Raw genomic sequence first — 16,630 nt, 5'->3', positions numbered from 1 at the left:
CGATGAAAGTCATTAAGGTACTCAATAATAGCCTGGTGCTATCGGCGGATGACGATAACAATGAAGCTATCGTGATGGGCAAGGGTATTGGCTTTAACAGCAAAGTGGGTGACGTTCTCGACCCGGCCGCGATAGAGAAAGTGTATGTGGTGCAGAATAGTCAAAAGGGTCGCGATTACCTGCGGCTGATTGAAACCACGCCGGAAGAGCACATCGAGATTGTGCAGATGATCCTGGCGGAGGCTAACCGGCAGCTTAACGGGCGAATTAACGAGCAGATTTTCTTCACCCTGGCGGACCACATCAGTTTCGCCATTGAGCGCTATCACAAGGGTATCGCAATCCAAAATCGCCTGTTGTTCGAGGTGAAGCGCTTTTACCCGCAGGAGTTCGCGGTGGCGAGCCAGGCACTGGCGCACATCAACCGGCGGTTGAACATTGCGCTGCCGGAAGAAGAGGCGGGCAATATCGCTTTTCATCTGGTTAATGGTCAAACCGACGTGCAGAACATGGAGCACACGCTGCTGTCGGTGAAGATGCTGAAAGACATTTTCAATATCATCAAATACCATTTTCGCATCACGATCGACACTGACTCGCTCAACTACTCGCGTTTTTTGGTGCATATGCAGTTTTTCATACAGCGAATGGTCGAAGGGCAGCAAATGCCGTCGAAAGACGACTTTATCTTCGCGCAGGTGACCAGGGAGTATCCGCATGCCTATCGCGGCGCACTGCTGATCCGTGACTACGTGAAGAATCTGCTGCAGATGGAGATGTCGAACGATGAACTGCTGTATCTGGTGATCCATCTGACGCGTATCGCCGACCGGTCTGATTAGCCGGGCGACTGCTCGCTGACGGCTTCGGCCACCAGATCGCGAAAGCGTTGGATGATGGCCGACGTCCGGTTGCTGCGCAGCGCCAGATAAAGCGGCGCGCTGAGCTGGGCCTGTTCGGCAATGGTTCGGTAAACAATGCCGTCCCCGCCCAACCGCCGCATGGAGGCCGGTACGATCGACAACCCCAGACCGGCACCTACCAGGCTAAGGGTTGCGGGCAGGCGCGGGGCTTCCTGAATAACGCGTGGGCTGAACCCGGCACCGTGGCAGGCCGCCAGAATCGCATCATACAAGCCCTGGCCCGCCGGGCGACGATAAAGAATAAAGGCCTCCCGGGTTAACGCAGTCAGCGGTAGCGGCTGGTCGTCATGGGTGGCCAGCGGGTGACCGATGGGCAGGGCGATCAGCATCGGTTCGCGCAGCACCGGCTCAATTGTCAAACCAGGAATACCGCCCACCGGCGAGCGGACAAAGGCCACGTCGAGCCGCTCATCCACCAAGGCATCCAACAGTTCGCCGCTGCCTGCCTCTTCCAACTGAGTGGTAATGCCAGGCAGGATCTCACGGTAGCGGCGCAGCAGATTGGGCACGAAGGGATGCAATGCGGCGGAGCTGGTGAAGCCGATAGCGATATGCCCTTGTTCACCCCGCGCGGCGCGGTGTACTGCTTCGGTCAGATGTTCTGACCGCGTCAGTAGCGCCCGCGCTTCATTGAACAACACGCTGCCGGCTTCGGTAACGCGTACGCCACGGGGCAGGCGTTGCAGCAGTTTTACCCCCAATTCCTCTTCCAGCCCCTGTAACAGGCGGGTCAACGGCGGTTGTTGTATAAACAGTCGTTCGGCGGCGCGGGTGATGTTGCCTTCTTCCACCACGGTAACGAAAGCCCGCAGGCGGCGAAGTTCGATCATTGACATACCTTGAAGGTATCCTTGTTGCTTGTGAAATGCATTAGACATCATGGCATGGCGACGCGCATCATACCAGCCATCAAAATAAGCGATGTGGAACGGACAATGTCGGAATCTGATGCGGTAAAAAATGACCCGCAGGCAGCACCGCCGGGCAACGGCGAGTTGTTTTTGGGCTTTCTGATGCTCGGGCTGATTGGCTTTGGCGGCGTACTGCCGTTGGCGCGCAATATGCTGGTGGAAGATCGCCGCTGGCTCAGTGGTCAGCAGTTTACCGAGCTGCTGGGGCTGTGCCAGTTTTTGCCGGGTGGCAACGTGATTAACCTTTCGGTAGCGGTTGGCATGGAGTTTCGCGGCCTGCGCGGGGCTTTTTGCGCCCTGCTGGGGCTGATCAGCGCACCGACGGCCATCGTAGTCGGTTTGGGTATGGTTTATGCCCGCTTCCAAAATGACGCGCATGTACAACACGTGTTTGCCGGTCTGGCTGCCGCGGCGGCCGGTTTGTTGCTGTCTACCGGGGTGAAAATGCTGCTGCCGCTGCGCGGTAAATGGCTGGCACTGGGCATTGTGGCGCTGTGTCTGATCGCCATCGCCTGGCTGCGTTTGCCCTTACTGCCGACCATGCTGACATTGGCGCCGCTGAGCATCCTGCTGATGTGGTGGAGGGATCGCTCATGATGGCGGTATTGATCTCGCTGGCGATCATATTCACCGAGCTGTCACTGCTGGCATTTGGCGGCGGAATGACCATTCTACCGGAAATGCAGCGTCAGGTGGTGGAGGTTCACCAATGGATGAGCGCGCAGGAGTTCAGTGCGCTGTTCGCCATGGCGCAGGCCGCGCCAGGGCCGAATATGATGATTGTGCCGCTGGTGGGGTGGCACGTGGCCGGGTGGGCCGGGCTGTTGGTGTCCTCCATCGCCAAGTTCGGCCCGTCGTCGATTGTTACCCTGCTGGTGATGGGCGTCTGGCGACGCTTCAAGGACAAGCCCTGGCGGCGTCGGGTGCAAAGTGGATTGGTGCCGGTGACCGTTGGTTTGGTGGCGGCCAGTGGCGTGCTGATTGCCGAAGCTTCCGCACCGAATTGGCCGTTGGCGATGATTATCCTGCTGGCAACGGTGCTGAGCATGAGCAAACGTATCCACCCATTATGGGTGTTGGCGGGCGGGGCAATACTGGGGCTGTTGGTGGCGTAATCGATATTGGCGGCAGGGGCTGCTGCCGCCAAAGTGAGTTACTGGCGCGGCGTCAGCGAAAAGCGGGGCTTGCCGTTATGGTTCATCACTTCATAGCGTTTGGGGGCCGTCAGCGCCAGAAACGCAACCATGCTGCCATCGGCATTGGTCAGCGTCATGCCGTCCGGCGTCGGACGCCAGGCCACTGGCAGTTCGGTGAGCGACAAGGGTTGCAGACACTGCTCTGAAGCGGTGAAACGGTAGGCGTTAGTCCCTTCGATCAGTTCATCGCTTAATTCAACGTTGCAGGCTGGGGCTTTGCCTTCGGCATCGTTCAACTGCCAGTGACCCTTCAGCGCAGAGGGGGCCAGCAGGGGCAGTGAACTGGCAAAGGTAGTGCTGCTTAACATAAGGCTCATAACAACTCCTGTCAGGGCAACGCGCCTGAGTGCGCGCAAAGAGAGAAATCTCGACATCGGCCACTCCTTACTGAAATCCGTTAATACCATAGCACGATCCTTGTTGCTGGGTGATCCAAGGATAAGTGATTTTAATACTCGTTTATTCTGAATCAATGAATAGCCCGCAGTATAAATGACGAGCAATTAAAGCCAGTAGTCTTCTTGTTATTGTGGTCTATATTTTTCAATTATTTGTTTTTAATTGCTTTAATGATTTTATTTGATTTGAAATGCCTGCTTATTATTCCACTGTTGTATGGTTGCGCCGTCAGACTAATTCCCTATGCTGGATTGCGGAACTGGAATGTTCCCATTAGTTATTTTGATTGAATGCCTCACCAATTGACTGAATTCCTATTGTGTAAAGGAGAATGCGATGAACCGCAATCACAATGAAATTTTGCAAGATGACGAAGCGTTTACCGGCCTGGCGGCCACATCCCCCCACGATCCCAACTATCAATTCTACTATCACCAAACCGGCAGCATCTACAATGGACTGGGCTATGGCGCTTATCTGACGTTGGATAATGCCAATCTCTACAGCAACCAGCGAGGTACCGGCCCGCTGACTACCTGGGGCAAGACCCGCGAAAACTACAGCTCCGAGCGCGCTGCCGATCAGCTGACTCGCAGCGGGTATACGCACAACGGCGACAACGTTTTCCATCAGCCGGCAGATCTGACCTTTTCCTTCCTGACCCAGGAAGCGCTGGATGTTATCGGCAGAACCGGAACGGGTAACAACGCCAATAAAGGGCTGGAGCCGTTGACCGAAGCGGCTAAAAGCCAGGCGTTAAAATCGATGCAGGCCTGGGCAGATGTGGCAAATGTCACCTTTACCGAAGCGCAGTCCACGGATCTGAACCACCGGGCAGACATCACCTTCGCTTATTACACCCAGAAAGCCGATGGCAGCGCTGCGGATGACAATGCCTTTGGTTACTATCCCGCCACCTCTGATCCTGCGGATGATAACAGCTACGCCGGTACGGTCTGGTTTAATAAAGGTTTTCTTACTCATCAAGCGCCGGTGCCGGGGGATTTCAGCAGCCAGACCTTCACCCATGAAATTGGCCATGCATTGGGCTTGATGCACCCTGGCGATTATGATGCTTCCGACGACAAGGACCCCACTTATATCGATGACGCCGTGTATTATCAGGATTCGGTACAATATTCGATAATGAGCTACTTCAGCGGCAATAACACCGGCTCCGATACCAAAGGGGTCAACGGTTATGGCCCGATGATTGACGACATCGCCGCGATGCAGAAACTGTACGGTGCCAATATGGAAACGCGCACCGGGGATTCGGTGTACGGCTTTAATTCCAATACCGGGCGTGACTTCCTGACCGCAACGGCGGATAACGGCAAGCCGGTGAACTTTGCGGTGTGGGACGCGGGCGGCAACGACACGCTGGATTTTTCCGGCTACAGCCAGCAGCAACTGATTAATCTCAATGACGGCGCCTTTTCCAGCGTCGGCGGCGGCACGCAGAACGTATCGATCGCCAATAATGCGGTGATCGAGAACGCCATTGGTGGCAGTGGTCGTGATGTGCTCATTGGCAACGAACAGGACAATTTACTGGCCGGCAATGCCGGTTCGGACATGTTGTATGGCGGGTGGGGGGCGGACCATCTGTGGGGCGGCAAAGACGCCAACAACTTCGCCGATTATTTCGTTTACCTCAATGCTAATGAGTCCACCACGACGGCATTCGATGTGATCGAGGATTTCGAGCACGGCGTCGACAAGATCGACCTTTCCGGGCTGCGTTTCAACAACAGCCTGAGTGAACTGCGATTGATCGACAGTGCAGACAGCTTCAGCGGACAGAAAGGCGAGTTCAAACTTAACTTCGATACCTTTAACGGCACGACCGATTTATTGCTGAATACCCATAACGACAGCTATGCGGCGGGTTTCAAAATCCAGGTCGTAGGCCAGGTGGAGCAAAGCGATATTCTGTTTGCCTGAGTGCCGCGCTTGATAAGGGCCCGAGGGCCCTTATCAAGCCGCCATCTCCGGTTTTTAAGGGCGCAGAGCCCTGATCAGCGCCTGATTGAACCGTTCGGGCTCTTCCATTTGCGGCGCATGCCCCAGGCCCGGGAATTCGATCAGGTTGGCGTGCGGGATCATTTTCGCCACCTGTTTCCCCAGCAGATTATAGTGCCCGAGCTGAGCCTTGACGGTGGGGGGAGCGATATCGCTGCCGATGGCGGTGGTATCGGCGGTGCCAATCATCAAGGTGGTCGGCGTTTGCAGATCCTTGAACTCGTAGAACACCGGCTGGGTGAAAATCATGTCGTAAATCAGCGCCGAGTTCCAGGCCACCAGGCGATGGCCAGGCCCATTGTTCAGCCCGGCCAGCATATCGACCCAGCGGTCATATTCCGGCTTCCAGCGGCCAACATAATAGGTCTGCAGTTCGTACTGTCGAATACCGGCAGCGGAGGTTTTCAATTCACGCTCGAACCACTGATCGACGCTGCGCCACGGCACGCCTTTGGCTTTCCAGTCTTCCAGCCCAATCGGATTGACCATCACCAGCCGTTCCACCGCCTGCGGGTACATCAGGCTATAGCGGGTTGCCAGCATACCGCCGGTAGAATGGCCGACGATCACCGCTTTAGCGATTTTCAGGTTATTCAATAGCGCGTGGGTATTGTTCGCCAACTGCTGAAAGCTGTATTGGTAGTGCTGCGGTTTGGTGGAGCTGCAAAAGCCAATTTGATCGGGCGCGATCACCCGATAACCGACCTTGCTTAGCGCTTTGATGGTGTCTTGCCAGGTGGCGGCGCAGAAGTTTTTGCCGTGCATCAGCACCACAGTATGGCCGTTGGCATCGCCCTCTGGCGGCACGTCCATATAGCCCATGCTTAACTGCTGCCCCTGAGAGCTGAAGCTGAATTGTTGCAGCGGGTAAGGGTAGTGAAAGCCCTGTAGCTCCTGACCGTATTTGGGCGTTTCGGCACCCACGCTGGCAGAAAAGGCGGCCAGAGCAGCGGCTAGCGCGACTCGACGGGTCAATCTCAGCATCCTGATGTCCTTATGAAAATCGGCAAGAGTCTGAGTATAGCCGTAAAGACCATGCCTCCCTGATGAAAAGGAGGCATGAAACGCTAGGCGCTGCGCAACTGTTGTTGGCGCTCAAGCTGCTGGTTGAAATGCGCGGGGGCCCAATTCGCCTGCAGCGCCTGCATCAGCAACTGCTGCTGGGTCTGCGGAGCCAGTCCGGCCAGCGGCGGATCGCTGTCCAGATTGGTGGGGAAAGAGTAGCCGTCTGCCGCCGCCGCCACGGTCGCCGCCAACTCCGCACCCAGCAGTTCTCCTGCTTGATAGCGCCGCAGCAACGCCGGATAGATCTGCTGCAGCAGGCGCAAGCGGTTCACGGTTTCCATCGGCTTGCCGAATGCCGATGAGACCTGCAACAGATTGGCGATGCGCACATGGTCGTGGGTGACATTGTTGCCCGCAGCATGGAACAGCGCCGGGTTAAAGAACAGCGTGTCTCCCAGATCCAGCGGCAGCTGTACGGCATGTTGCTGGAAATAGTCGATAAACTCCGGACGTCGCCAGGCCAGGTAGCCGCCGGGATACTGGTGTGAGAACGGCAGTAATTGGGTTGGGCCGGACTCCAGCGGCATCGCGGAATGCGCTACCGCACCTTGCAGCGTCAGATACTGGGACAGCAGTTGCAACGGCAACGGAAAACGTTGTACGTCCTGATTTTCCTGAAAGCCCAGATGGTAGTCACGGTGCGGTTGCTGTGCCTTGCCCCCAGGGCGCACTACGTTGACCTGCGCCGTCATTTGATACCAGGGCCCAAGCCAGGCTTCGCTGACCAACGCCAGCACAGGGTTGGCGTAGTAATCAATAAAAGCATCGGGATCGTGCTGGGCGGCCTTTTGCAGCGAATTCCAGATGCGGCCGTTATTGCCGGCGGCAGAGAAGTGATCGCCCGCGTTCCCTCTGGCGGCCTCCTCCTGGAAAATGGCTTCGAAAACCCGGTTATGGCGCTCTATGATGCTCTTGTCGGGATAGGTATTTTTAATCACCAGCACGCCGGGGCCGGTGGAAAGTGCCCGGTGCAGCTCACTCAATACCGAGGTTTTATCGGTTTGCGCACACTCAATCAGCGTGGCGGCGTGATAAATCAGCACGTTTTTTTGCGCGTCGGTCGCCAGTGGATAGTCACTCAATGTGAGCGACTGCTCACATGTCTGGCCAAAGTCATCAACCGAAAGCCGGTCAGACTGTAAAAAAAGAGTTTCAGTCATGATGTGCTCCCGAGTTCAGGCTCAGCGGGTGGTCCGGTTTTGGTGAGCCGCCATCGCCGCAGCCAATCACCCCCTGATCGAAGTCGACAACCGCGCCGGTCATCATTCCGGACTCCTCAGACAGCAAGAACGCCACCGCACGCGCCACTTCCCGTGGTTTCAACAAGCGCCCAAACGGCTGTTGCCGTTCCGCCTGCGCTAACCAATTCTCATCGGCGTCGTGATACTGGCGCTGAATTTCATGCTCATGTGGCGTGTCCATCCAGCCGATATTCAGGCCGTTTACCCGGATGCGGTTGCGCATGGCGCTGAAGGCGACGTTTTTGGTCAGGGTGATCAGTGCGCCTTTTGACGCGGCATAAGGCGCGAGAAACGACTGACCCCCGTGCGCAGTAATGGTAATGATGTTAACGATGGAACCCGCGACCTGATTCTTGATCATCACTTTGATGGCTTCCTGCATCAGGAAGAAGGGTGCGCGAATATTGACGGCGAAAATGGCGTCGAACAGCTCTGGCGTGGTGTCGATTATGGTACCGCGGTCGGACATGCCGGCGCAGTTAACCAACCCATGCAGGGTACCGAAAGCGTTTTCCGCTTCGGCAATGACGTTGCGGCAGGCTGCCGGATCGGCAATGTCAGCGGTGACGAATCGGGCATCGCAGCCGGTAGCGCGTAACTTCTCTGCCTGGGCGGCCCCCGCTTTCTGATTGCGACCGCAAAGCATCAGCCCGGCGGCTCCGCGCTCGGCCAGCAGTTGCGCCACCGCAGCGCCCAGACCCTGGGTTGCCCCCGTCACCACGTAATAGTTTCCGGAAAACATAGTGTTTACATTCTCGTGCATTGCGTCAGCCTCAGATAATTTTTGATATTGAAAATCAATCGGTTGTTTTTATCTTCATCTTGCTATTGCTAACCCTAGCATCTACATTTTGTTAACAAAACCTCACTGAAACCTCAAAAAGACCTCAATTTGGTGACGTCATGAAATTCTCTATCAAGCAAATTGCCGCGCAGGCGGGCGTCAGCAAGGCAACGGTCGATCGCGCGCTGCATCAGCGGGGCAAGGTGCATCAACAAACCTTGCGGCGTATTGAGCAGGCGCTGCAGGATTTGGAAAATCAGCAGCGCAGCGGGCTGGCCAGCGGCCGTACGCTGCCGATTGACGTGGTGATGCACACGCCGCAGCGTTTCAGTCAGTTGGTTACGGATGCACTGTGTAGCCAGTTGAGTGCTTTTGTGCCGTTTCGCATTACGCTGCGCTTTCATATTTTCGAACAGATCGGTACCGCTGAACTGCAGCAGGTGCTCGAGCGCTGCCGTAGCCAGGGCTCCTACGGGGTGATCCTGAAGGTGAGCGATGAGCAATTGCTCAATGACAGCGTCGGTTTGTTGCAGCAGCAGGGCATACCGGTGGTGACCATAGTGACCGATCTGCCACAAAGTCGGCGCATCAGCTATATCGGCATGGATAACCGAGCCGCCGGTCGTACAGCGGCTTATCTGATGGCACGCTGGTTACCGCCCCAGCCTCAGCGGGTGGCAGTGGTGATCAGCAGCCAGGGTTTTCGCGGCGAAGAAGAAAGAGAGAGTGGATTTCGTCAATGGCTGCGGGAAAGGGCACCGCACCTGAGCGTGGTGGACATTAGCGGCGGCCTGGGGGTGTATGCACCGACTCTGGCACGGGTGACAGAAACGTTGCGCTGTCATCCGGATATTCACGCGGTTTACAGCGTCGGTGGCGGGAACTCCGCGATTGTTGAGGCGTTCAGCCGGCAACAGCGGCCGCTGGCGGCGTTTATCGGCCACGATTTGGATCAGGAGAATCGCCAACTGCTGGCACAAGAGCGGATTGATGCGGTGATCGACCACGATTTACAACGGGACGCGCGCAATGCCTTCCAGGCCATTTTGCAACACCACGGCTTTGTTCCCGGCAATATCATCACGCATGCCTTTTCAAGGGTTAGCGTGGTGACGCCGTTTAATCTTTCAATGGTCGACGAACCCTCTGCCGGTGTTTAACGCCGAAGGTTTTTGCCACCGGCGAACCGGTGGCGAAGGGGGGAAATCAGCCTGGTGACGGGCTCTTTTTAACAGCAATAGGTTATTAAATCTCTTTATTGATGATATCGGCAACGCGCAGGGCAATGGCATAGCCGGTTAAGGTTGGATTCACCACGGTAGAGCTGGGGTGGACGCTGGTGCTGGTGATAAAGAGATTGGCATGATCGAAGGAGCGGCACTCGTGGTTGACCACCGAGTCCCGTGGATCACTGCCCATAATAGTGGTGCCCATGATATGGGAACTGGGTACCCATGCCTGGATGTCATTTAGCACTTCAGTGGCGCCAAATAACGCCTTGAACTGCTCATAGTCTTGATAAAGTTGGCCCATGGCGTTCAGGGTGTATTCATGTGCGATGTCGTAATTGATACGCGGCGTCGGCAAATTAAGCGCATCGCGCTTATTGCTCAAAGTGACGCGGTTCGCGGGATCGGGTAATACCTCGACGTAGGACGCAATTTTCAGGTAGCGTGCGCTATTGTGACGAATAAGGCGATCCAGCTCAGGGCCGACGATACCCTGGTCCAGCAAACGCTTGGTGATCAACTCGTTAGGGACGGTATTATCGAGAAAGTGGCGGATTGCCGCATGCTGGTGTCGCAGCGGCGTGTCGCGCCAGGTGTTGATGCTTCCCTGCTGCGTCGGACCACGACCTGCCCAAACGGGATCTTTCGCCAGCATGGCGATAGCCCGCCCAGTATGACCCATCATGTTACGTCCGACCTGATCCGACGAGTTGCCTATGTCCGACATCAGCATCAATTTCGGTGTTTCTACCCCATGGGCAGCTAGCACGAAATAGCGAGCCGTGAGGCGCGTACTTTCCCCCTGCGGATTCTTATAGTGCACGGCGACGATTTTGTTGTCCGGGCCTTTTTCGATACGGTAAACCACCGCATTCACCCGCAGCTTTGCCCCACGATGCTCTGCCCAAACGACCGGCTTATCGCCAGAGAACTGCGCACCGATCGGGCAGATAGGGGCACAGTTGTTGTTACCCGCGCATATTGGTCGCCCTTGATAGGGGCGGGTCGCACGTGCGTTGGGTTCATCGACGAAGTGGTGATGTGCACTGGAGACTTTTTCCGCTACCTGCTGGGTCAGATAGGTCCAGGGTTGCATCGCCATGGGATAAGGTTTGGAGCGTGGGGGATAGGGTTCTTCACCATGGCCACGCTGGTCATCGGTATCGGAGCCGCTCACGCCAATTTCTTCTTCGGCCAATTGGTACCAGGGTTCCAGCGTGTCGTAGTCAATGGGCCAGTCGCGTCCGTGCCCATAGAGCGTTTTTAATTTGAAGTCGGCAGGCAGATTACGCCAGGTTGCCCCGCCCCAGTGCCAGGTAGTTCCCCCAACCAGACGCAAGAAAGAAGGCTTTTGGGTAATATTGCCCACGCTCTCAATATAGTCGTCAGAATACGTGCCGGTCGCCGACTTGGGCGCCCAGGGCAGGTCTGGGTAAGGGCCGTTATAATCTGATTTATTCCCATATTGGCGAAATGCTTCAAGGATTTCCGCACGCTTAACGCGGGGGCCCGCTTCTAAAATGATGACGGATCTTCCTTGCCTGACAAGGCTGTTCGCAATAGCACCGCCTAAAATACCGGCACCCACGATGATAATGTCGCAATCATATTCAATGGCCATATTTGCTCACTAATGATCTTCAATTTTCCAAATTTGGCGTGGCTATCCAGTAATTGGGTCGCGCGCGAATATAGGTAGGGATCACGGTCACATCACTCGTTGCCTGGAACATCAAGGCTTTCTCGTAATTCACTACTACGGCCTGGCGGCCACGCCCTACATTACCGGTATAAAAGCTCTCTATAATTAGCAGTGCTAATTTCCGATTTTCATCCTCTGCGGGCAGGGCAGAAATAAAGGATTGCACATCGGGGGCACCACTATCGCTTATCCTTTTTTCCAACATGGCGAGCCTGTCGCCAAACTTCTCGGTATGGGACGCCATGGTTGAATACATGGCTGCGGTAAATGCCGGATCGAGGTTCTGTCGGAGGGTCAGCCACTGAGCCAACTGATTAAAAAGCACCTCTGTGTGTTTGTCATCGAGCCGTTTTAGCGGGGTTGAAACGGCATTGACCGACAGAAAGGCAGCCCCCGCGATGAGGGTGCTTTTCAGCAGATGGCGACGAGAAAAGCCGTAGCTCGCTTTACTTTTGCTCTCTTTTTTCATTGCACGACGTCCTCATTGCTGGAACCACGCAGTTTTTCAACCTGATCGGGGGTGACGTTAAGTGCATGTCCTCCGAAGCTTTCCACCAGATATTCAGCCAGTTGAGCGATTTGTTGATTGCTCAACTGATCTGAGAACGCGGGCATAAAGTAGTGGTCCTTACCGTTGTTCACGTTGGCGCCGTGTAGAATGACCTGAATCAGGTTGTTGGCGTCGTTCGCGCCGATCACGCTGTTGCCGAGCATTGAAGGGTAATAACCGTCCGTTGTGCCGGCACCTTCTCTGCCATGGCAGCTTGCACAATTGTTCAGATAAATGTTGGCGCCCGGCATTTCGTCGTTCGGCCTCGGCTGTACCTGAGATGAGCGGGGTCGGGTCTGTTCATCACCTACGGCCTGTATGTCTTTCAAATACCCTGCAATGGCGTTCAAGTCCGCATCATTCATTTTGCTGAAGCTGTGGGTAATGGCTTCCGCCATGGAACCGGCTGCCTGAGCTTTAAAGGGGACATTGCCTGTTTTCAGATATTGAACGATCTCTTGCTGTGTCCAGCTACCGATACCAGATGCTTTGTCGCTGGTGATGTTAAACGCCTCCCAGCCGCCAATCTTGGCGCCGGCCAGGAAACCTTTCTGACTTTCGTCATAGGCTTTTTCTTGCATGCCCAATCCGCGGGGGGTGTGGCAAGAGCCGCAGTGTGCGGCGCCTTGCACCAAATAAGCGCCACGGTTCCACTCTGGGCTGCGGTCTGATTTGTATTGATAAGCCCCTTTCTCCAGAAATAGAGTATTCCAGGCCATCAGCGGCCAGCGCAGGGTAAGGGGCCAAGAGAAGTCAGGCTTTTTATTCGGTTGGTTAACAGGCTCAACGCCATGCATAAAATAGGCATACAGGTTGGCAATGTCTTCGTCCGTTAACTTGGTGTAAGAGGGGAATGGCATTGCCGGATAAAGATTTGAACCATCACGTCTAATCCCTTCCCGTAATACCTTCTTAAAATCTTCCAATGTATATTCGCCAATACCGTAGGTTTTATCTGGCGTGATGTTGGTGGAGTAAATATTGCCCATGGGCAATGGCATAGCCAACCCCCCGCTAAAAGGCTTGCCACCCGACGCGGTATGGCAGGCCACACAGTCTGAAGCAATGGCTAAATAACGGCCTTTGTGCTGTGCAAAATCACTCTCTGCGTCAGCAGGTTGCGCGTAACTCAATGAAGAATATAAAGGCATCACGACGACCAGGAAACGGGTGAGCCTCTTTATACTCCAATGAGTTTTTTTATTACTCATCTTTGTTTTCCAAACCAAAATGGTGATATATGCGTTAAGATACAAAAAATACTGTAACGGTTTAGTATTCAATGTATTGATCTGCAGCCGCTAATGTCAACGGTTATGTCTGTCGTTCAGCATTAATTGTTAATTTTTAGTGGGATGTAAATGGCGGAGTCAGGTTGGGGAGTTTTGGGATAAAGCGCCTTGGGATCAGGCGCTTTTGACGTATGTTTATGCCACCGGGCGCCGCCATAACCCAGCAAACCGGCCCGGTTTGGCAAACATCACCAGATTGCCAAGCAGGATCAGGCACAGGCCTATCACCGCATTGGTGTGCCACTGATAGCCTTCATACAGGGTTGAAATGGTCAGTGCCACCAGAGGAAACAGCAGGGTGCTGTAGGCAGCCGCCCCGGCGCCGATCCGCCCCAGCAGGCTGAAATAGGCCGCAAAGGCAATCACCGAGCCGAAAATCGCCAGATACAGCAACGAGCCGATGTAACGGGTGCTGAACTCAATCTGGAATGAGGCGCCCTGGGCCAACGCAATCAGCGCCATCAGGATTGCGCCGTAGCTCATGGCATAGGTATTGGTGGAAAGAATGTCCAGCCCATGCCGCTGGTGGCGGGAGCTGATCATGTTCCCCAAAGAGAAGCCGTAGGTGCCAAGAGCGCTCAGCCCGATGCCTTTCAACAGGTCCGGCGCCATTTGCGTTGCCACCAGATCTTGCCAGAACAGGGCGACGATCCCGGTCAGGCCCAGCACCGCTGCCGGTAACAGATTGGGGCTAGGGCGCTGGCGAAAGAAAATAATGCCGTTAACGGCATTGAACAGCACTGCCATCGAGAAAATCACCGATTCCAGCCCGCTGCTGATGTAGGCTGCGGCATGGTAAAAACAGTAGAAGTTAAAACCGAAAACGCAGCAGCCTTGCAGGACGCAAAACAGATGGTCGCGCAGGGCGATACGGCGCAAACGTCGTGCCAATAAAAGAATGACGAGCATCACTACTGCGGAAACCACAAAACGGTAACTGATGGAAACGGGAATGGCCACCGGGCCTTCCTGCTGCAGAGTTATGGCAATCCAGGTGGTGCCCCAAATCAGCACCACGGCAAGGTACAACAGCACGTTCATAATTAACTCCGGCAAAATGGATAGGCTGAGTATCCGCCGCTGCACGGCGCCGCGCTTTCAGCGCTTTGCGAGCAATTGCATATTCTTGCGCTTTTTTTGGCAAAAGCGCGTGCTGATGGCTGGTGTGGCACCGCGCCACTCTCTAAACTGGAAAGATTGAGCAAAGCGGGGTCGGTAATGTCCAGATACAAGGCGTTTGAAACGCTGCGGGAACATAAAGCGCAGTTGCACGACAGTGTGCGATTAAGCTGCGGCGTGGAGCTGGCCGCCTGGTCCAACTGTGACGATCGCATTACCCAGGAAAGCGCGGAGCACCATACTCTGAGCCTGTACGTCGCCGACGGTTACGAGTGCTATCAAAAAGTGCCCGGAGGGTGGAGAAACGGCGGCGGACCTGACCGTTTCTGCATTATGCCGCGCCAGTATGAATCCACCTGGGACGTGCGCAGCGATCTGTCTTTCGTCCACCTTTACTGTACCGATAAGCACCTGCGTCAGGTGGCGGAACAAATCTGGGATCGCAGCCCTGCGTCGATAAATCTGGTGCCCAACGCGTTTGCCGAAGACCCGCAAATCACCTTGCTGTATCGCCAGTTTCTACTCAGTTGCAACTGGCAGGAACGGGCCAATCAGTTGTCCCTCAGCAGTGCCACAACGCTGCTGATGACCTGTCTGGTTCAGCGCTACAGTGAACTGCAATGGACGCTGCCGCAGGTCCGTGGCGGTCTGGCCCCGGCCGTTGCCAAACGGGTGAAAGAGTATATCGAGCAGCATCTCGATCTGCCGCTGGTATTGGCCGATTTGGCCGCGCAGGCGGGGCTGAGCGAGTTCCACTTCGCCCGTATGTTCAAACATGACACCGGTCTGGCGCCGCATCAGTTTGTCATGCGCGCACGGCTACAGCAGGCAGAGCAGTTGCTTTGCCACAGTCAGTTGCCGCTGACGCAGATAGCGCTGGAGTGCGGTTTCAGCTCCGCCAGTCATTTCAGCAATCGCTTCAAAGTGGCCTATGGATGTTCCCCAACGCAGCGGCGTCAGGGACGTTAACCTCAACAGGAGAGAACATGGAACAGCAGTTCGCAGGACTGGGCGTGTTGTTTGTCGCCGGATTTGGGCCTATTACCCAACAAACAGAGCACAGCAAGGCATTTTACGTCGATGCCCTGGGGCTGCCGTTGAAGCCGATGGAAGGCAATGCCGATTATCTGCTGAGCGAGCACGGCGCGCTGGACGGCGTGAAGCACTTTGCTCTCTGGCCGCTGGCGCAGGCCGCGCAGTCGTGTTTTGGCAGCGATCAATGGCCGACGGACCTGCCGGTGCCGCAAGCCTGGATGGAATTTGACGTCGCTGATATGGCGCTGGCAACTCAGGGGTTGATTGACCGTGGCTACCGTCTGTTGGTTGCCAATCGCGAAGAGCCTTGGGGCCAGAGTGTCACACGGTTGCTCAGCCCTGAAGGGCTATTGATTGGCGTTACCTTTACCCCCTGGTTGCGTGATTGATTTTCACTGGTCTAATTCCCTCGCCGCTGGTGGGGGATATATCGTTTTTTAGAAAAATTTATTATTAGCTTATTCAAAACCCCAACTGATAAACCTATTGTTCTCGAGCTCTTCATTTGATTGGTGATAGTTATTCCTGTCAGTTAGATAAAAACATCATCCATAGAACGTTATTTCCTTTCTTTAGAAGCCAAAATAAAATTAGGGTGCTCATAATTACACGCTAAGGAAAATTAAATAGAGATAATTCTTATATTCCACACCCATCGCTAAAATAATAATGATTCTCGTTTCAACCAAGGAAAGGAAGAAGGAACTATGGGCAAATTAGCAAGGGTAGGGATGACAGCATTAATATCCCTGGGAATGACGATGATATTACCTACGGCAATGGCGGAGAATATCAATATGCCAAATAAGGATGTTACGGCCCAGCAGACGCAGCCGTCGTTTATCGCGGCCGGAAAAGTTGTGCAGGTTACTTTCGGCGATTTTGCCTTCAAACTGGATTTCACCGACGACAAAACCATGACTTTTACGGGGGTTGGCGCGGCCTCTCAGGGCGTTACCGACACCGTTCAGTATACGGCGGTTGAGATACGTCCCAAGGTCTACATGGTTTACTGGAGCGAACCCAAGTCCGGCGATAATGTCACTCATGTCGAGGATTTTCAGCGGGGTGAGGTCTACACCAATATCGCCAGTAAGGATGGGACTTTCACCCATCTGAAAGGGCAATTGAAAATCATAGGTCACTCAGGAAAATAAAG

The 16,630-nt window shown here is 54.8% G+C and carries 17 protein-coding genes; 8 read left to right on the top strand and 9 right to left on the bottom strand.

Translation table 11 applies throughout. From position 1 onward, the window contains the following. Positions 1 to 2 precede the first annotated feature (2 nt). Complete coding sequence (licT, locus tag NR114_RS06130) at positions 3 to 842, top strand: BglG family transcription antiterminator LicT (RefSeq protein ID WP_234530227.1); 840 nt, start codon at positions 3 to 5, stop codon at positions 840 to 842. On the opposite strand, the gene NR114_RS06125 is transcribed toward licT, so the two are convergent. Continuing rightward, entirely contained in the window at positions 839 to 1,759 is a 921-nt protein-coding gene (locus NR114_RS06125) for a LysR family transcriptional regulator (protein ID WP_234530229.1), read from the bottom strand. The two genes, licT and NR114_RS06125, sit on opposite strands and share 4 nt — an antisense overlap. A gap of 99 nt (positions 1,760 to 1,858) precedes the next feature. On the opposite strand from NR114_RS06125, the gene NR114_RS06120 reads away from it, so the two are divergent. Next, complete coding sequence (locus NR114_RS06120) at positions 1,859 to 2,431, top strand: chromate transporter (protein ID WP_020826804.1); 573 nt, start codon at positions 1,859 to 1,861, stop codon at positions 2,429 to 2,431. Next, the gene (locus NR114_RS06115) at positions 2,428 to 2,949 is read left to right on the top strand and encodes a chromate transporter (protein WP_020826805.1); all 522 of its coding nucleotides are present in this window, start codon (positions 2,428 to 2,430) and stop codon (positions 2,947 to 2,949) included. The genes NR114_RS06120 and NR114_RS06115 overlap by 4 nt, the downstream gene beginning before the upstream one ends. A gap of 38 nt (positions 2,950 to 2,987) precedes the next feature. Here NR114_RS06115 and NR114_RS06110 read toward each other — a convergent pair whose 3' ends face one another. Beyond that, a complete protein-coding gene (locus NR114_RS06110) occupies positions 2,988 to 3,347 on the bottom strand; it encodes an AprI/Inh family metalloprotease inhibitor (protein WP_048759042.1) in 360 nt (119 codons plus the stop codon). 418 nt (positions 3,348 to 3,765) lie between these two features. Here NR114_RS06110 and NR114_RS06105 point away from each other — a divergent pair, with 418 nt between their 5' ends. Beyond that, the gene (locus tag NR114_RS06105; RefSeq protein WP_234530230.1) at positions 3,766 to 5,376 is read left to right on the top strand and encodes a serralysin family metalloprotease; all 1,611 of its coding nucleotides are present in this window, start codon (positions 3,766 to 3,768) and stop codon (positions 5,374 to 5,376) included. A 54-nt stretch (positions 5,377 to 5,430) separates the two neighbouring features. Here the strand turns inward: NR114_RS06105 and NR114_RS06100 are convergent, their stop codons facing one another. The 3 genes from NR114_RS06100 to NR114_RS06090 form a co-directional block, all read right to left on the bottom strand. Next, positions 5,431 to 6,438, bottom strand: coding sequence for an alpha/beta fold hydrolase (locus tag NR114_RS06100; RefSeq protein ID WP_256813756.1), 1,008 nt, complete (start codon positions 6,436 to 6,438; stop codon positions 5,431 to 5,433). Positions 6,439 to 6,521: 83 nt separating this feature from the next. Further along, the gene (locus tag NR114_RS06095) at positions 6,522 to 7,679 is read right to left on the bottom strand and encodes a phytanoyl-CoA dioxygenase family protein (RefSeq protein ID WP_234530234.1); all 1,158 of its coding nucleotides are present in this window, start codon (positions 7,677 to 7,679) and stop codon (positions 6,522 to 6,524) included. Beyond that, positions 7,672 to 8,502, bottom strand: coding sequence for an SDR family oxidoreductase (locus NR114_RS06090; RefSeq protein ID WP_256813755.1), 831 nt, complete (start codon positions 8,500 to 8,502; stop codon positions 7,672 to 7,674). Before NR114_RS06090 ends, NR114_RS06095 begins: the two co-directional genes overlap by 8 nt. A 161-nt stretch (positions 8,503 to 8,663) precedes the next feature. On the opposite strand from NR114_RS06090, the gene NR114_RS06085 reads away from it, so the two are divergent. Then, complete coding sequence (locus NR114_RS06085; RefSeq protein ID WP_046373604.1) at positions 8,664 to 9,704, top strand: LacI family DNA-binding transcriptional regulator; 1,041 nt, start codon at positions 8,664 to 8,666, stop codon at positions 9,702 to 9,704. An 85-nt stretch (positions 9,705 to 9,789) separates the two neighbouring features. On the opposite strand, the gene NR114_RS06080 is transcribed toward NR114_RS06085, so the two are convergent. From NR114_RS06080 to NR114_RS06065, 4 genes are all read right to left on the bottom strand, one after another. Next, positions 9,790 to 11,142 carry a GMC family oxidoreductase gene (locus NR114_RS06080; RefSeq protein WP_234530238.1) on the bottom strand — a complete coding sequence of 451 codons (1,353 nt, stop codon included), beginning with the start codon at positions 11,140 to 11,142 and terminating at the stop codon, positions 9,790 to 9,792. 271 nt (positions 11,143 to 11,413) lie between these two features. Beyond that, positions 11,414 to 11,944, bottom strand: coding sequence for a sugar dehydrogenase complex small subunit (locus NR114_RS06075; protein ID WP_020826813.1), 531 nt, complete (start codon positions 11,942 to 11,944; stop codon positions 11,414 to 11,416). Next, on the bottom strand, positions 11,941 to 13,236 hold the full coding sequence (locus NR114_RS06070) for a cytochrome c (protein WP_104410895.1): 1,296 nt from the start codon (positions 13,234 to 13,236) through the stop codon (positions 11,941 to 11,943). The genes NR114_RS06075 and NR114_RS06070 overlap by 4 nt, the downstream gene beginning before the upstream one ends. Positions 13,237 to 13,452: 216 nt before the next feature. Continuing rightward, positions 13,453 to 14,358, bottom strand: coding sequence for a DMT family transporter (locus NR114_RS06065; RefSeq protein WP_020826815.1), 906 nt, complete (start codon positions 14,356 to 14,358; stop codon positions 13,453 to 13,455). A 177-nt stretch (positions 14,359 to 14,535) separates the two neighbouring features. Here NR114_RS06065 and NR114_RS06060 point away from each other — a divergent pair, with 177 nt between their 5' ends. The 3 genes from NR114_RS06060 (at position 14,536) to NR114_RS06050 (ending at position 16,628) form a co-directional block, all read left to right on the top strand. Beyond that, the gene (locus NR114_RS06060) at positions 14,536 to 15,405 is read left to right on the top strand and encodes a helix-turn-helix domain-containing protein (protein ID WP_020826816.1); all 870 of its coding nucleotides are present in this window, start codon (positions 14,536 to 14,538) and stop codon (positions 15,403 to 15,405) included. Positions 15,406 to 15,422: 17 nt separating this feature from the next. After that, positions 15,423 to 15,860, top strand: a complete 438-nt coding sequence (locus NR114_RS06055) for a glyoxalase/bleomycin resistance/dioxygenase family protein (protein WP_046373601.1) — start codon at positions 15,423 to 15,425, stop codon at positions 15,858 to 15,860. Between the two features lie 318 nt (positions 15,861 to 16,178). Next, a complete protein-coding gene (locus tag NR114_RS06050; RefSeq protein ID WP_046373600.1) occupies positions 16,179 to 16,628 on the top strand; it encodes a MoaF N-terminal domain-containing protein in 450 nt (149 codons plus the stop codon). Positions 16,629 to 16,630: the final 2 nt, after the last annotated feature.

The organism is Serratia sp. Ser99, from assembly GCF_024519545.1.
In the GTDB taxonomy this organism is placed as follows: domain Bacteria; phylum Pseudomonadota; class Gammaproteobacteria; order Enterobacterales; family Enterobacteriaceae; genus Serratia; species Serratia liquefaciens.
This window is presented reverse-complemented; position numbering and strand designations above follow the sequence as displayed.

What these genes read in the sequence shown, in the direction of transcription:
- NR114_RS06115 (WP_020826805.1), top strand. Translation starts at nt 2,428, where the DNA reads ATGATGGCGGTATTGATCTCGCTGGCGATCATATTCACCGAGCTGTCA.
- NR114_RS06105 (WP_234530230.1), top strand. Translation starts at nt 3,766, where the DNA reads ATGAACCGCAATCACAATGAAATTTTGCAAGATGACGAAGCGTTTACC.
- NR114_RS06060 (WP_020826816.1), top strand. Translation starts at nt 14,536, where the DNA reads ATGTCCAGATACAAGGCGTTTGAAACGCTGCGGGAACATAAAGCGCAG.
- licT (WP_234530227.1), top strand. Translation starts at nt 3, where the DNA reads ATGAAAGTCATTAAGGTACTCAATAATAGCCTGGTGCTATCGGCGGAT.
- NR114_RS06100 (WP_256813756.1), bottom strand. Translation starts at nt 6,438, where the DNA reads ATGCTGAGATTGACCCGTCGAGTCGCGCTAGCCGCTGCTCTGGCCGCC.
- NR114_RS06055 (WP_046373601.1), top strand. Translation starts at nt 15,423, where the DNA reads ATGGAACAGCAGTTCGCAGGACTGGGCGTGTTGTTTGTCGCCGGATTT.
- NR114_RS06090 (WP_256813755.1), bottom strand. Translation starts at nt 8,502, where the DNA reads ATGTTTTCCGGAAACTATTACGTGGTGACGGGGGCAACCCAGGGTCTG.
- NR114_RS06085 (WP_046373604.1), top strand. Translation starts at nt 8,664, where the DNA reads ATGAAATTCTCTATCAAGCAAATTGCCGCGCAGGCGGGCGTCAGCAAG.
- NR114_RS06070 (WP_104410895.1), bottom strand. Translation starts at nt 13,236, where the DNA reads ATGAGTAATAAAAAAACTCATTGGAGTATAAAGAGGCTCACCCGTTTC.
- NR114_RS06075 (WP_020826813.1), bottom strand. Translation starts at nt 11,944, where the DNA reads ATGAAAAAAGAGAGCAAAAGTAAAGCGAGCTACGGCTTTTCTCGTCGC.
- NR114_RS06120 (WP_020826804.1), top strand. Translation starts at nt 1,859, where the DNA reads ATGTCGGAATCTGATGCGGTAAAAAATGACCCGCAGGCAGCACCGCCG.
- NR114_RS06095 (WP_234530234.1), bottom strand. Translation starts at nt 7,679, where the DNA reads ATGACTGAAACTCTTTTTTTACAGTCTGACCGGCTTTCGGTTGATGAC.
- NR114_RS06050 (WP_046373600.1), top strand. Translation starts at nt 16,179, where the DNA reads ATGGGCAAATTAGCAAGGGTAGGGATGACAGCATTAATATCCCTGGGA.
- NR114_RS06110 (WP_048759042.1), bottom strand. Translation starts at nt 3,347, where the DNA reads ATGAGCCTTATGTTAAGCAGCACTACCTTTGCCAGTTCACTGCCCCTG.
- NR114_RS06125 (WP_234530229.1), bottom strand. Translation starts at nt 1,759, where the DNA reads ATGTCAATGATCGAACTTCGCCGCCTGCGGGCTTTCGTTACCGTGGTG.
- NR114_RS06065 (WP_020826815.1), bottom strand. Translation starts at nt 14,358, where the DNA reads ATGAACGTGCTGTTGTACCTTGCCGTGGTGCTGATTTGGGGCACCACC.